18 protein-coding genes and 1 pseudogene are annotated in these 12,530 nt (G+C 61.4%); 9 read left to right on the top strand and 10 right to left on the bottom strand.

What is annotated here, in order from left to right:
• The first annotated feature begins 241 nt into the window (after nucleotides 1-241).
• Nucleotides 242-997 (top strand): hypothetical protein, encoded by a 756-nt coding sequence (locus tag AOT87_RS09550; RefSeq protein WP_057967930.1) that lies wholly within the window; start codon nucleotides 242-244, stop codon nucleotides 995-997.
• A 183-nt stretch (nucleotides 998-1,180) separates the two neighbouring features.
• Here AOT87_RS09550 and AOT87_RS09545 read toward each other — a convergent pair whose 3' ends face one another.
• Nucleotides 1,181-1,429 carry a DUF3297 family protein gene (locus tag AOT87_RS09545; protein ID WP_005058085.1) on the bottom strand — a complete coding sequence of 83 codons (249 nt, stop codon included), beginning with the start codon at nucleotides 1,427-1,429 and terminating at the stop codon, nucleotides 1,181-1,183.
• A gap of 216 nt (nucleotides 1,430-1,645) precedes the next feature.
• On the opposite strand from AOT87_RS09545, the gene AOT87_RS09540 reads away from it, so the two are divergent.
• Nucleotides 1,646-2,197, top strand: coding sequence for a YaeQ family protein (locus tag AOT87_RS09540; protein ID WP_057967931.1), 552 nt, complete (start codon nucleotides 1,646-1,648; stop codon nucleotides 2,195-2,197).
• A gap of 702 nt (nucleotides 2,198-2,899) precedes the next feature.
• Nucleotides 2,900-3,535 (top strand): TetR family transcriptional regulator, encoded by a 636-nt coding sequence (locus tag AOT87_RS09535; protein WP_057969109.1) that lies wholly within the window; start codon nucleotides 2,900-2,902, stop codon nucleotides 3,533-3,535.
• 55 nt (nucleotides 3,536-3,590) lie between these two features.
• On the opposite strand, the gene AOT87_RS09530 is transcribed toward AOT87_RS09535, so the two are convergent.
• From AOT87_RS09530 to AOT87_RS09520, 3 genes are all read right to left on the bottom strand, one after another.
• Nucleotides 3,591-4,118 carry a hypothetical protein gene (locus AOT87_RS09530; RefSeq protein ID WP_057969108.1) on the bottom strand — a complete coding sequence of 176 codons (528 nt, stop codon included), beginning with the start codon at nucleotides 4,116-4,118 and terminating at the stop codon, nucleotides 3,591-3,593.
• Between the two features lie 159 nt (nucleotides 4,119-4,277).
• Nucleotides 4,278-4,724: a DUF3887 domain-containing protein gene (locus tag AOT87_RS27730; protein ID WP_081343160.1), complete on the bottom strand. Its 447-nt coding sequence runs from the start codon at nucleotides 4,722-4,724 to the stop codon at nucleotides 4,278-4,280.
• Between the two features lie 56 nt (nucleotides 4,725-4,780).
• Nucleotides 4,781-5,215: a cupin domain-containing protein gene (locus AOT87_RS09520; protein ID WP_057969106.1), complete on the bottom strand. Its 435-nt coding sequence runs from the start codon at nucleotides 5,213-5,215 to the stop codon at nucleotides 4,781-4,783.
• 282 nt (nucleotides 5,216-5,497) lie between these two features.
• On the opposite strand from AOT87_RS09520, the gene AOT87_RS09515 reads away from it, so the two are divergent.
• Nucleotides 5,498-6,184 carry a class I SAM-dependent methyltransferase gene (locus AOT87_RS09515; RefSeq protein WP_057969105.1) on the top strand — a complete coding sequence of 229 codons (687 nt, stop codon included), beginning with the start codon at nucleotides 5,498-5,500 and terminating at the stop codon, nucleotides 6,182-6,184.
• Here the strand turns inward: AOT87_RS09515 and AOT87_RS09510 are convergent.
• Entirely contained in the window at nucleotides 6,181-6,609 is a 429-nt protein-coding gene (locus AOT87_RS09510; RefSeq protein ID WP_046253706.1) for a cellulose-binding domain-containing protein, read from the bottom strand. The two genes, AOT87_RS09515 and AOT87_RS09510, sit on opposite strands and share 4 nt — an antisense overlap.
• A 90-nt stretch (nucleotides 6,610-6,699) precedes the next feature.
• Nucleotides 6,700-6,918 carry a hypothetical protein gene (locus AOT87_RS09505; RefSeq protein WP_046253705.1) on the bottom strand — a complete coding sequence of 73 codons (219 nt, stop codon included), beginning with the start codon at nucleotides 6,916-6,918 and terminating at the stop codon, nucleotides 6,700-6,702.
• 278 nt (nucleotides 6,919-7,196) lie between these two features.
• Between AOT87_RS09505 and AOT87_RS09500 the strand changes: the two genes are divergently transcribed.
• Nucleotides 7,197-7,403 (top strand): cold-shock protein, encoded by a 207-nt coding sequence (locus tag AOT87_RS09500; RefSeq protein WP_046255780.1) that lies wholly within the window; start codon nucleotides 7,197-7,199, stop codon nucleotides 7,401-7,403.
• Between the two features lie 167 nt (nucleotides 7,404-7,570).
• Here AOT87_RS09500 and AOT87_RS09495 read toward each other — a convergent pair whose 3' ends face one another.
• Nucleotides 7,571-7,762, bottom strand: coding sequence for a hypothetical protein (locus tag AOT87_RS09495; protein ID WP_046255779.1), 192 nt, complete (start codon nucleotides 7,760-7,762; stop codon nucleotides 7,571-7,573).
• Between the two features lie 357 nt (nucleotides 7,763-8,119).
• Between AOT87_RS09495 and AOT87_RS09490 the strand changes: the two genes are divergently transcribed.
• Nucleotides 8,120-8,650, top strand: coding sequence for an FKBP-type peptidyl-prolyl cis-trans isomerase (locus AOT87_RS09490; protein WP_078284713.1), 531 nt, complete (start codon nucleotides 8,120-8,122; stop codon nucleotides 8,648-8,650).
• Between the two features lies 1 nt (nucleotide 8,651).
• Here the strand turns inward: AOT87_RS09490 and AOT87_RS09485 are convergent, their stop codons facing one another.
• Nucleotides 8,652-9,536, bottom strand: a complete 885-nt coding sequence (locus AOT87_RS09485; protein WP_057969437.1) for a hypothetical protein — start codon at nucleotides 9,534-9,536, stop codon at nucleotides 8,652-8,654.
• 44 nt (nucleotides 9,537-9,580) lie between these two features.
• Nucleotides 9,581-9,940, bottom strand: a complete 360-nt coding sequence (locus AOT87_RS09480) for an Rv2640c family ArsR-like transcriptional regulator (protein ID WP_046253703.1) — start codon at nucleotides 9,938-9,940, stop codon at nucleotides 9,581-9,583.
• A gap of 101 nt (nucleotides 9,941-10,041) precedes the next feature.
• On the opposite strand from AOT87_RS09480, the gene AOT87_RS09475 reads away from it, so the two are divergent.
• The 3 genes and pseudogenes from AOT87_RS09475 to AOT87_RS09465 form a co-directional block, all read left to right on the top strand.
• Complete coding sequence (locus tag AOT87_RS09475; RefSeq protein ID WP_046253702.1) at nucleotides 10,042-10,473, top strand: ArsI/CadI family heavy metal resistance metalloenzyme; 432 nt, start codon at nucleotides 10,042-10,044, stop codon at nucleotides 10,471-10,473.
• 20 nt (nucleotides 10,474-10,493) lie between these two features.
• A complete protein-coding gene (gene arsB / locus AOT87_RS09470; protein ID WP_046253701.1) occupies nucleotides 10,494-11,555 on the top strand; it encodes an ACR3 family arsenite efflux transporter in 1,062 nt (353 codons plus the stop codon).
• Nucleotides 11,556-11,563: 8 nt separating this feature from the next.
• A pseudogene (locus AOT87_RS09465) lies at nucleotides 11,564-11,962 on the top strand (arsenate reductase ArsC); the annotation flags it as partial.
• On the opposite strand, the gene AOT87_RS09460 reads toward AOT87_RS09465, so the two are convergent.
• A complete protein-coding gene (locus AOT87_RS09460; protein ID WP_046255777.1) occupies nucleotides 11,959-12,318 on the bottom strand; it encodes a DUF5994 family protein in 360 nt (119 codons plus the stop codon). The pseudogene AOT87_RS09465 and the gene AOT87_RS09460 overlap by 4 nt on opposite strands.
• Nucleotides 12,319-12,530: the final 212 nt, after the last annotated feature.

Below are 12,530 nucleotides of genomic sequence, written 5' to 3'. Positions count from 1 at the left end.
AGCGCTGCTGCGCGGCGGGAGGAATACGACGCAACCGAATATGGCGGGTTACCAGTAATGTCCTGGTTATTGCAGCGCATGCACGATCTGCCCCTGCCCTTTGTTGGTGGCGGACGGGACCTGTAACGCAATGCTTTTAGTCGTAGCGCCGGATCGGTAAGCATCGTGTCGACACAGCTTGCCCCTTCGACTGGATCCTGGTGTCCGCGGGGACGGTCAAGGAGTGATTAGGGTGGCGAGCATGACTGTGCACGACCGGCTCGACGAGCTTTCTCAGCGGATCACCGCGCTGACAGGGCAAACCATCAGCCGCGACCAGGTGATGGCATTGGCCGACCAGGCCCTCAAACAGCAGATCGATCTCGATGACGATAGCCAGCTGCGCACGCTGACAGCAGAACTCGCTGCACCTCTGGCTGCCGGTGGACCCATAGTACCGGGCATACAGTCTGGCCAGTCTGCTGAATCGGGGAACGCTGCCTCGACCTTGCCGGCACCCGCGCCTCCTCCATCCGCGGCGTCCGGGTACCGCCGGATGCGATGGGCGGTAGTCACAGCTGTCGCGGTATTAGTCATCGCGGTGGGCACCACCGCCTACTTCGTGATCCGACGCGCCTCGAACCACTGCGCCACTACGGTCGCCGCCGCCACGGAGGTTGCCCACCTGAGCTTTGAGTTCACCGGTCTCGCAGATCAGAACCTGCCCGCACTCAAGGAGCGCCTATCCCCTGAGGTTTACACACAGTCCGAACAGGCATTCCGCTCCGTCAGCACGATTCCGGGCGCAGATCGATACGTCTCGCATATCGCCGAGCTGACCAGCAAGCAGGTCGAGTGCTCCGGTACCAACGCCCGCGTTGAGTCACAGATCGCCTGGTCGGTAACGACACCGAGAAACCCTGCACCGCAGACCGCGCACGGGACCTGGGCCACCACTCTCGAGTACCAGAAGAACCGGTGGATCGTCACCAAGGTTGAGTACGCGTCTAAGCACTGATTGTGGGCCGGTCCTAGGCGATTTCGCCGCCGGTAGGCCATTCTGCCCGTGTCCAGGCCGTTGTCCTGGTTTCGGCTTATCCGGTTACGGAAGTGGCTGGCCACCGGAGTTGGTTCGCCGGTGGCCCGCTCTCAATCGCTCCGGCCGCCTCGATAGAAATCCAGGGGACGTCCGCATTTTTGCTCAGCGGAAGAAAGGTTCAACCGTGCCACTGAGCTTGACGACCATCGGATTTCCGCGGCGATCCTTCGCGGTGGGGACTTCAACACGCACCCAACCCTCGGCCACGTTGTATTCGTGAACATTGGTTTTCTCGACGCCATTAAAGCGAATACCCACGTCGCGGCGAAGCACCTCTTCGCTATAAAAGGCGCTACGCGGATCGATGGAGAGGTGATTCGGTGGAACGTCTGTGTTCTGATCCTCGGACATGATGGCCTTCGTTGAATGCTGCGCTAGGTGCTCGGATTGTTCTCAAAGAATCTACGTGACCCTGCAGTAGTGGGTTGCGCGCAGGGCCAGGAGGGCCGCTCTCCCCTGCCGCTTCTGATGATCCGCACGTTCGCGAACGGACGTCTGGCTCGGCGGGTCTGACCACTGAATGCGGCCCGACTGCTCGGTGGGCACCACTTGGGTGGACACTATGACGTGGCCCTTTCTGCAACAGTCTTCAAAGTCGAACTTGGCGTCTCCGATGTCGATCACGGTTACTACGCCGATCACGCGCTGACCGTGGCTCGTCATCCCAGTGAGACCGATGAGCGGATGGTGGTGCGGTTGTTGGCTTTTGGGCTTCGCGCACACAGACTCAGCGACGTCGACGGGGAGTTGACATTCGGGCCAGGCCTGTCCACTCCTGGTGTGCCGGACTTGCGGCTCGTCGACTACACCGGCCGGATCCTGGAGTGGATCAACGTCGGCCAGCCCGATGAACGCGCATTGGGCAAGGCGGCCAGCCAGGCCGATCGGGTGCTGCTCTTCCCATTCGCCGCCGGCGTGACCACCTGGTGGCGCACCGTCGGCCCCAAAGTGGCGGGGCTATCGAATCTGTCGGTAGTGCAGATACCGCATGCAGCCGTGCAGCAACTGGCCCAGACTGTCGATCGACGGGTCTCGGCGCAGGTGATGGTGATCGAAGGTCAGGTGACGATGACCGTAAGCGGGGTCGACGTCACCTTCACGCCCGAGCCATTGGAGTGAACGTCTGAGCCCGAGGTGCCTGCCACCCGCTCCCCTGACGCCGTTTCACCTGTTGCCCAATTTTTCTCGGCCGCAAGCCCGCACAGTGTTCACCTGCAGTCGGGACGTTCTGCCGCACCAGCAGGCAGTGGAAGGTGCTGCAGCACCGAGAACGGGGTCATCGTCGTCTCTCGGGTGCGGCGGCGGAAAGGATAAAGCCCCAGTCGCATCCGGCGCTTTTGGGCAAGACGTCGACGCTGAGCTGCTACCGCGCGACTGGATCGACCGGTTCGGGCAGCAATCTCATGCTCAGTGAGCGTGTCGGCTGTTATAAGTGCTATCTCGGCGGGCGACCAACGCCTACCACTGACCCGACCTAGCGGACTCGCAGCCACAGCGCACCTTTCTCTTGCTGGAATTTATACTGCTACAAAGCATTTCGATGAAATTGGTTGGTTTTTGGGTTAGAGAAGTCGGCAGGCTATCGAAGCGAACGTCGGGACCTGAACACCCGAAAGAACTTGATAGCCAAAGGGATAAACCGGGGGTCGACAATCATCGACGTTTCCTTGCCGCTGTCGATGGTGTCGCGTTCAGCACGTGCGGCAGTCATGGCGATAGCTCCCCTGTTTTCGGTCCGGCTAGCCATAGTGCACGCCTCAAGCCATTCTGGCAAGAGTCTTGTCAGATACTCCTTCCATGTCGTTCTACTAGCATCGACACGTGGCGGCGCAGCGGACCTACGGCGGAATGAGTGCCGATCAGCGGCGCGCAGATCGCCGGATGCGCCTACTGGCCGCTACCCGCGAGTTGCTGGAATCGGGAGGACTCGCCCAGATCACCGTCACCGCCGTATGCCGCCAGGCACAACTGTCCGAACGCTATTTCTATGAGAGCTTTCCCGACAGAGACAAACTGCTCGGAGGCGTCTACGACGCATTCGCCGACGAATACATCAGCGCCGTGCTGACTAAAGTCACCCTCGCCACCGACCTCACCAGCCGACTGCGAGCCGCGCTGAGTGTGGCTCCAGAACTGGACGCCGCACATCCAGGCCTGCGTCATGTTCTCGGGCGTGAGGCCGACGACGGTGAAGCGGCACGCGCTCGTGCGCACGTCGGGCGCAAGATCCTTGATCTTTATCTTGCCAATCATTCGATTCTGTTCCAGGACCAGGCTGTCGATCCCGTCGATGCGGAGCTGGCACTGCGAATAATCGTCGCGGGTGGATTAGATCTGACTTTTGCTTATTGCCAAGGCAAATTCGATGTTTCCGCTGACGAACTTGCGACTCGAATGGCCAGCTTGCTGGAACCGCTCACCCGATCATTTAGCGTTGACGGCCAGGCTAAGCCGTAAACATCAGTCGCACACCGCCGTTGGTTTGGACCGCGCTGCTCGCTACCCAAGGTTTCTAGAATGTCGAGCTGTCGTCTGGGCCTAGTACGAAACCGTGTGGGGCCCTTGAGGTTGACTCGCCAGGTCCAGGGACGGTGTCGACAGCACAGGCGGTCATCGCCTGGTCAACCGCGCACGTACCGGTCCACACCCCGCGGGTGAACACCACCTTGCTACCAGCCGGCAACAGTTTCGCCTGCCCAGGACCGGGCGGAGAGTTGCCGAACTTACCGGCTTCCATGTAGCTCGCGGTCACGCTGCTATAGCTGTTCCCCGGAATCGGCCCGGTGCACGTCGCGATGTCCCACATTCCTCGAACGTTTATCACCACACTGCAGTTCTGGCCGGCGGGAGTGCTGAACTGCACGCTGCTCACGGCACCGTTGTATCCGCTGGTCGGGATCGCGACCGTGTAGTCGGGCGTATTCACCGCGGTGTACCGATCCAGATCCGGCAATTGCGGTTCAGCGACGGCAGGCGGCGCCAATGACAAGCCACTGGCCGCCAGTGCTCCGATACATCCCAAAGCCCGAGCGGACGCCATTCCGCCAGGTTAACAGCATGCGCCAGCCGTTCGAACTCGGCGACGACATCGCCACGGCTGACGAGGAAGATGGTTGGTACGTCGGGCGTGATACCGAACGCGAAGTCGACGTCCGGGCTGTTTGGAGTGGCGACTGGCCCCCGGGCTCGACAAGCGAACTCAGGGTACGGGGACGCCGTCCTTGAGGAAGTACAGACCCGCGACGGATCCGTCCGGGTGGACAGTCAGCCGAAACTGGCCGGGTGCACGCTCCATCTGAAGAGGAATGTTGACCACGGTCAGCTCGCCGCGCTGGACGTCGTGGGGATCACCGTGTGACTGGTATGCGCCCAGCAGCTCCTGGTAGGTAATCCATGCTTGCCCCAGCGCCGGAGCCGACAACATGTCCGCCATGGTTTGGTCGAAATGGGCGGTGGCAGCTGCATTGTCACCCTGCACGATATGGTCCAGCGTTGCCAGTGCCAGTTGGTCTGGACTACCGGCAGGGCTTGCTGTTCGAGTGTCCCCCCGGCCACAGGCAACCGCACTTACGGCAAGAGCACCCACCACCGCCAGTGTCACCAGAGCGCGAAGCCGGGAGCTTCGGAGCGCTCGTGCGTATCGCATAGGCCTGAAGATACTCCCGTCGACCTTGACTCGATCAACCGTGTACACAAGTTCTCCTACTGCGTGGTCGCGTGATCGGTAGTCAGCGGTCCATCTCCGGTATCAACCAGGAAGACTGCGAGTAACTCGGCAGGTTCTGTGGCGCTGGCATTTTCGCCGATCGTGTGGTGCGCGCCGGGGTCTTCGTACCAGGTTTCGCCGGCGTGATACACCCGGGTCGGCTGACCCTCGACTTGGCTGCGGATCGCACCTGAGATCACGTACGCCATGATGAACGCTGACTTCGCATGACGGTGAGCCATACTTTTTGTGCCCGGCGGATAACTCACGATCACTGATATCAAGGACTTTCCAGGCACATTGGTCGGCCAATCGAACACCTGGCGGACAACGGGGTCATCGCCCACGTTCCGCGGCGAAGGTTGGGCGCAGGCCACGGGCACGAGCATCACGGCGGCGCTCAAGGCAGCAAGCAGAGCTTTCGGAGCCATGTGCGCCTCCGCTCACCATTAGCCGCAGCGCCGCCACGTCCCCCGGAGCTGCCTCCGAGGTTCCAGCGCGTTGTCGAGCCCCCTCCACCCACGTGCGATCTTTCTAAACCGTCTCGTAAATACGCCGTAATACGTTTCCGATTTGTTATCGGTTTTCAGCAGATTGACAACTTTCGCGTAGCCTCCATTCAGCAATGGAGAGTAATTTACCCTTTGAAAAATGCTCGCTTTGAGCAAAACAACTTGTTGCCGGCCGTCGGTATCGCACCTAATATCGGCAATATGCCAACATTTGATGTGAATGCCGTGGACTGGGACGAGTTGTACAGGGGCGAAGCGGTTTATGCGCCTGGTGATCCGGGGTGGAATATCGGCGAGATGCAACCCGAAATAGCAGCTCTACACCGGCAAGGTCGATTTGAGAGCCCGATCCTCGATTCTGGGTGCGGGGTGGGGTTGACCTCGCTAAAGCTGGCCGATCATGGGTACCAAGTCGTGGGTCTCGATCTATCTGGCAGTGCGATAGACAAAGCGCAGAGAGCGGCCGCCCAGCTTGGCTTGGATGCTATTTTCAATACAGCTGACCTGACCGCAGACACCGGCTACCACAATTATTTTAATACCGTCATTGATGGCCTTGTATTTCACTGCCTACCCGATGAGCTCAGAGAAAGCTATGTGCGATCACTGGCGCGAGCGCTCAGGCCCGGCGGCAAGTTCTTTGCACTTGTTTTTGCGACCGAGGCCTTTCCGCCAGATGCCGAATTCGGGCCCCGGCCGTTCACCGAACAGCAGCTGCACAGCATCGTGGGGCGGCACTTGGTCATCGACGAGATCCGGCGCGCACGAGCATGGGTGAATGTTCCCAGCCAGTTGCCCGAAGGCTTCGAGTATCGCGGTGTGACGATCGGCTCCGACGGACGCGCCCAGTTACCGGCCTGGTTGGTTTCTGCGCACCGCAGCCTCTAGCTGCATGGAACTTGCCCGTTGAGCACACAGTTCAACGGTGGTGTGTAGGAACCGCTCAGCACGCCCCGTAGACCGCCGGTGGCCGAACCTCCTGGCGCGATGATGCGATTCCAGTTCGCGGGACTCAGAACGTAGTGGGTACCAGATTGCGTCACACTGCTGCTCCACGTGTGCCGGATGGACTCTCCGATCGGCAGGTCGAACTCGAGCCGCCAATCGGAGAGCGGCACCGTGCTCAAGTTGGTGATCGTGAAACTAGCGATGAAACCGGTCTGCCACGTCGATGTCACCGACAACGTCGCCGCGGCCGCGGCCGCGTGAGCTACCGGCACAATGGGGAGTGCGAGACCAGCAAGTATCGATGCCGACACGGTTACGTGAAGGGCTGTGCGCCAGCGCTTCACGTAACCGACAAGTCCCGCCATAACAGCCAACACTAAAGCCACGCGGCGGAGATAGGCCCCCGCATCGCGGGTAAGACGCAGTACCTTTGCCCAACTGAGACCGTCGCGACATCACTGGATGGGCCAGGCAGTGGGCCGGTAGTAACTGATCCGGGGCACGTGGCGGGTGTCGCTGCAGTAGAAGGGCTGAGTGCCGGGGGCCGGTACGGCCTCGGTATGGCAGTCGATCCGGATCTCCCCTGAGATCCAGTCGATCTCGTCCGCCGCGTCTTCAAGAACGGGGACTACCCAGTCGGCAAGCGTGCCGGTCACGAGGGACTTGTTCGGCACCTGATGGAGCGAAGGATCGCTCCACTCCCCAATGTTCCGAATCCGGTTGCTGATTCATATGCTGCTGCGCCGAACTACTGTCAGCCATTGGTTATCGGGCTCGACCTCTGGTAAGGTCAAAACGGTTGATTTTCTTAGTGACACGCTCGCGAAGATTTTCCGCGGCGGACACATACCCAATCTCCGTGACTTTTGCCAGTTGCTTTGATTTCGCGTACCTCCGCAAGACCCAGGGTCGAATGTCGGCCCCGCAATTAGACACTCAGGAGAGTAATCGCATGGCTCAAGGCATCGTGAAATGGTTTAACGCCGAAAAGGGATTCGGATTCATCACCCCGGACAACGGCAACAAGGACCTGTTCGTTCACTTCTCGGCCATCATCGACAAGGGCGGATACCGCAGCCTCAACGAGAACGATCGCGTCAGCTTCGAAGAAGAAGCCGGCGATCGCGGCCCTCAGGCTGTCTCAGTGCAGACCGTCTAAAGTTCCTACAGCGCGAGAAAAATGCGCCCGGCTGGCCGTCCAGATACCCTGGCCGGCCAGCCTTTCTACTTGCTGCCCAGGCTATCTCACCTGCCGACTCAACGCTCGTGCGGCGCTCGATGAGATTGTCCCCTTGCGACGGCATCTTCGACCGCCCGCGAGAAGCCTCACGTGAAGGTGCGGCGCCCAAGCTCGGTGAAATCGACCTCGACCTCGTCGCCGTCCCGCTCGACCTCGCAGTAACCCGTACTACGCAGCTCGTGCAACGCCTCCCAAGGCGGCTCTTCGTCAGGCAGATGCCAGCCGATCGCCGTGGGCCACTCACGATCGTGATGGTGATCAACGAGCTGGTCAACCACAGAGGCGGCCTCAGCGCTGAGCTGAACGGGCTCGCGGTCTTCGCTTCGCCTCCGTGAGAACCATTTCATGGCAGCAGTTTACGAGTCGCTTCGGCTAACGCGATACGCCCTTGGCGGATAGCGCCGTCGAGCGGTAGCTCCAATCTGAAAATTACTCGCGGGCCGACGGAGGAACGCACGATTGAGCGAGTTCGCCGGGCCGTGCTGATCCCCGGACAGTGCCACTTCCCCCACCGCGTGAACGCCATTGACTTGGCACTCGCAGGCGGTCGCCGCGCAGCTGTTAGCGTGGCGACCGTGAACTCCTTGCGCGTGTACCCGTCCGTCGCACTTGCCGCCTGCGCCGCCTCATTCGTTGTGACGCTGGCCGCGTGCGGCTCCGACACGGAGGCCAAGTCAGCACCCGCCGACCCGCCCGCCGCCACCACCGGGTGCCCCACGGCGGCGCCACAGAACTCCGGCACACCTGAATGGACGCTGTCGGGAAGCACCGGGAACGTCGCCGTCTCCGGCTCCACGGACACCGCGGCGCCGAGTGTCAACGTGACCGCGCCATTCAGCGTGGCCGAGACCCAGGTGCACACGCTCCAGGCTGGATCCGGACCGATCGTCGGAGATCTGGCCACGGTTTCGGTCTGCTACATGGGCGTTAACGGGCGCGACGGCTCCGTGTTCGATAGCGCCTATACGCGTGGCACGCCTGCCCAATTCCCGCTTAATGGGGTGGTACCGGGATTCAAGAAGGCCATCGCGGGGCAACATGTCGGGTCGACCGTCGCCGTCGCGATGGTCCCCGCTGACGGCTATCCCTCCGGGCAGCCCAGCGCCGGTATCCGGCCGGGAGACACACTCGTCTTCGCGATCAAGATTCTCAACGCATCAAACTGACTTAGCGCGCCGGCTCCGGTGCCGTCGACTGCGTGTTCTCGACGGCACCGAACGCGGCCACACTCACCGCCGAGACGACCGCAACCACGAACGCCACGGCCACAAGCCAGCCTAATCCCGGGCGCGCGCCGTCGCCCAACAGCAGTACACCGGTAACACCGGGTACGACCGTCTCCCCCACAACCAATGCCGCGGCCGCGCCGTTCACCGAACCCACTTGCAGCGCAACGGTAAACAGGTAGAAGCCGCCCACCCCCGCGAGAATCACCGCGTAGGCGACGGGATCGGACAACAGGACCTTCACCCGTAGCGGATCGAGCCCGTCAAGCACTCTGACCGCAACAGACATTGCGCCATAAAGAATCCCGGCCAACAACCCCGCAGGAATCGCGGCGCGTGAGCCCAAGACACGAATGAGGCCCAGGCCGGTGAGCAGCACTGCCACCGATGCGATCAACACACCCCAGTGAACCGATGGCGTCGCGAAATCCTCGCCACGAGGACCGGCAGTCAACGCCAGCACACATAGCGACAGCAATACGGCCGAGATGGCCAGCCAGTCCCGTCGTTGTAACCGCACACCGAGTACTGCGATACCGAGCACCGCGGTGACCGCCAGGTTCGCACTCATGATCGTCTGGGAGAGAAACAGTGGAATCAACCGCGCCGACACCAGGGTGCCCGCGAATCCGACGAGATCGAGAACCATCCCGGCGATGAATGCCGGCGTCAGCATCGCGGCGATTGTGGAGCTTAGCGACGGTGCACCATTACCGGAGCGCCCGTGAACATTCGTCGCGGATTGGCGGGCACCGTATCCCTGGAGGACGGACGCGGTTCCGTACCCCAGGCATGCCAGCACGGCCGCCGCGATACCGATCAGCATGAACGAGCGCTGTCACTGCGGGCTGTCGTCGACATCGGTCGATTCTATTGGCAGCAGCTGGGATCCAGGACCGTGCACAACGCGGTCAGCGCATCCGGAACCGGCCGGTGATAGACGTTCATTCCGCGGCGGTCCGATTCCACCAACCCGGCTTTTCGCAACTGATTCATGTGGTGACTAACGGTTGACTCGGTGAGTCCGAGGATGCCCGCGAGGTCACCGCTGATGATCTCTCGCATGGGCGCGCCAAAGAGCTGGGACATGATCTTGACCCGCACCGGGTCCGCGAGCGCCTTGAGCCGCAGCGCGACTTCCAGGGCCTGTTCGTCGCTCATCGGACCGGCCGCCACAGGTGCGCAGCACACGGGAGCGGTGGTATCTACCACGGGAAGAGCCTTGGGCATGCTTCCAGCATCCCGAATGCTTTGACATATGTCAAAGACATGGCACACTGGGCGCATCCGATAAGTTCGATAAATATCTCATTAGTTCCGGAGGTGAACCGGTGTCCCGCGTACAGCTGGCTCTCAATGTCGACGACCTCGATGCGTCAATCGACTTCTATTCAAAGCTTTTTGGCGTACAACCGGCCAAACGTAAGCCCGGATATGCCAACTTTGCGATCGATTCCCCACCGCTGAAGCTGGTGTTGTTGGAGAACCCGGGCCACGGCGGCACGATCAACCATCTCGGGGTACAGGTCGAATCCAGCGAGCAGGTCCACGCCGAGATCGGCCGATTGACCGATGCAGGCATGTTCACCGAAGAAGAGATCGGCACCACGTGTTGTTTCGCAACACAAGACAAGGTGTGGGTCACCGCACCTGATCGGGAAAAGTGGGAAATCTACACAATTTTGGCGGATTCGGACACATTCGGCACCAGTCCCGAACTCCTCCCCGAAGACGACGGCTGCACATGCGGGCGTCCTGAGTGAGTACGCCACAGAGATTATCGATGCTGGACCGGTTTCTGCCGGCATGGATCGGACTCGCGATGGCAGCCGGACTGCTGCTGGGTCGCTGGATCCCTGGGCTGAACAGTGTGCTGGAAAGAGTTCAGGTCGAAGGGATCTCGCTGCCGATCGCGGTCGGGCTACTCATCATGATGTACCCGGTATTGGCCAAGGTGCGCTATGACCGCCTCGGTGCCGTCACCGCCGACCGCAAGCTGCTGATCGGCTCGCTGGTCTTGAACTGGGCGCTCGGCCCGGCGTTGATGTTCGCGCTGGCCTGGCTGCTGTTACCAGATCTGCCCGAGTATCGCACCGGGCTTATCGTCGTCGGACTGGCACGGTGCATCGCCATGGTGATCATCTGGAACGACCTTGCGTGCGGCGATCGGGATGCGGCGGCCGTCCTTGTCGCCCTGAATTCGATGTTTCAGGTGCTCATGTTCGCGGTCCTGGGTTGGTTCTATCTATCCGTCCTGCCCGGTTGGCTGCATCTGCCGCAAACCGTCATCGCCACGTCGCCGTGGCAGATCGCCAAATCTGTACTCCTGTTCCTGGGGATCCCGCTCGCGGCTGGATATCTCTCCCGCCGTATCGGCGAACAGGTCAAGGGGCGCACGTGGTATGAAACACGATTCCTGCCGATCATCGGCCCCTGGGCACTGTGGGGACTGTTGTTCACCATCGTGATCTTGTTCGCGCTCCAAGGCGATCAGATCTCTTCTCGGCCTTGGGATGTTGCACGTATCGCAGTGCCTTTACTCGCCTACTTCGCGATCATGTGGGGTGGCGGATACCTCCTCGGCGCTGCCCTCAGGCTGGGCTACCCACGCACCACCACGCTCGCGTTCACCGCCGCCGGTAACAACTTCGAACTCGCCATCGCTGTGGCGATCGCCACCTGGGGCGCCGCCTCCGGCCAGGCCCTAGCCGGTGTCGTCGGCCCCCTGATCGAGGTACCCGTGCTGGTCGCCCTCGTATACGTGTCCTTGGCGCTGCGGCGCCGCATTACACATGCCCCTCAACCGGATTCGATCGACACTGCAGGCCAGAAGGTGACCCAATGACCCAAGACAAGCCCACTGTGCTCTTTCTGTGCACGCACAACGCGGGCCGCTCCCAGATGGCACTTGGATTCTTCACGCATCTAGCCGGCGACCGGGCGGTTGCCTGGTCGGGCGGCTCAGAGCCCGGAAAAGAAATCAACCCCGCCGCGGCCGCAGTCATGGCCGAGCTCGGCATCGATATCACCGGCGAGTACCCGAAACCGTGGACCGAAGAGATCGTGCGAGGCGCCGACGTCGTCGTCACCATGGGCTGCGGCGACACCTGCCCGTACTTCCCCGGGAAACGTTACGAAAACTGGGAGCTGCCCGACCCTGCCGGCCAGCCCCTCGAAGCGGTGCGCCCCATCCGGGACGACATCGAACAACGCGTCCGCCATCTGCTCGCCGAGCTCAACGCCGACCGCTAGGCGGCCATAATGATCCGGAGCGCCGCGGATACTTCGTCCTCCTTCGGAGAATCAAGCAGAGGCATCTGCGCCGCCAGACGCATGATCAACCGCGCCAGACTCCTGTTCGTACGAGCCGGCACCATAAGAATCCGCACCGTCCGATGCTCACCTCGAAGCGTGACCACCCAATGGAACGGACGATTGGTGAGCGACGGAGGCATCGCCGCCGACCTCATGCTCGACCGAGGCGACCCCGCCTTCCAGTTCAGCGACACCTCGCTGACCCCGCCGATGTGCCCGGACAGCTCTTCCACCAAAGGGGAGAGTTCCCGCGCGATGAATCCGTCGTCTTGCGGCCACCACGCTCCGTTCATCCTGCCGGTCTTGCGCGGACCTAGCGTGAAGCGAATGGGAGGGCCGGGGTACTCAGCCTGTGTCATGCGTACTTCCTTGTTGCTCAGTGGGACTCAAACAAACGAAATCCGTATGAGCCAAACCAGTCGGCGCTCGGACATGCCACGGCGATAGTTACGTCACGGACACTACTCGCCTTTTCATGGACTCGGAGGAGGTGACTTGTAAATAT

This window comes from Mycobacteroides sp. H003, assembly GCF_001440135.1.
Taxonomy (GTDB): domain Bacteria; phylum Actinomycetota; class Actinomycetes; order Mycobacteriales; family Mycobacteriaceae; genus Mycobacterium; species Mycobacterium gwanakae.
This window is presented reverse-complemented; position numbering and strand designations above follow the sequence as displayed.

Bases quoted from the DNA above. Each gene is read 5' to 3' on its own strand.
- AOT87_RS09515 (WP_057969105.1), top strand. From the start codon at position 5,498: ATGCCAACATTTGATGTGAATGCCGTGGACTGGGACGAGTTGTACAGG.
- AOT87_RS09460 (WP_046255777.1), bottom strand. From the start codon at position 12,318: ATGAACGGAGCGTGGTGGCCGCAAGACGACGGATTCATCGCGCGGGAA.
- AOT87_RS09500 (WP_046255780.1), top strand. From the start codon at position 7,197: ATGGCTCAAGGCATCGTGAAATGGTTTAACGCCGAAAAGGGATTCGGA.
- AOT87_RS09530 (WP_057969108.1), bottom strand. From the start codon at position 4,118: ATGGCGTCCGCTCGGGCTTTGGGATGTATCGGAGCACTGGCGGCCAGT.
- AOT87_RS27730 (WP_081343160.1), bottom strand. From the start codon at position 4,724: ATGCGATACGCACGAGCGCTCCGAAGCTCCCGGCTTCGCGCTCTGGTG.
- AOT87_RS09510 (WP_046253706.1), bottom strand. From the start codon at position 6,609: ATGGCGGGACTTGTCGGTTACGTGAAGCGCTGGCGCACAGCCCTTCAC.
- AOT87_RS09485 (WP_057969437.1), bottom strand. From the start codon at position 9,536: ATGCTGATCGGTATCGCGGCGGCCGTGCTGGCATGCCTGGGGTACGGA.
- AOT87_RS09480 (WP_046253703.1), bottom strand. From the start codon at position 9,940: ATGCCCAAGGCTCTTCCCGTGGTAGATACCACCGCTCCCGTGTGCTGC.
- AOT87_RS09520 (WP_057969106.1), bottom strand. From the start codon at position 5,215: ATGGCTCCGAAAGCTCTGCTTGCTGCCTTGAGCGCCGCCGTGATGCTC.
- AOT87_RS09550 (WP_057967930.1), top strand. From the start codon at position 242: ATGACTGTGCACGACCGGCTCGACGAGCTTTCTCAGCGGATCACCGCG.
- AOT87_RS09545 (WP_005058085.1), bottom strand. From the start codon at position 1,429: ATGTCCGAGGATCAGAACACAGACGTTCCACCGAATCACCTCTCCATC.
- arsB (WP_046253701.1), top strand. From the start codon at position 10,494: ATGCTGGACCGGTTTCTGCCGGCATGGATCGGACTCGCGATGGCAGCC.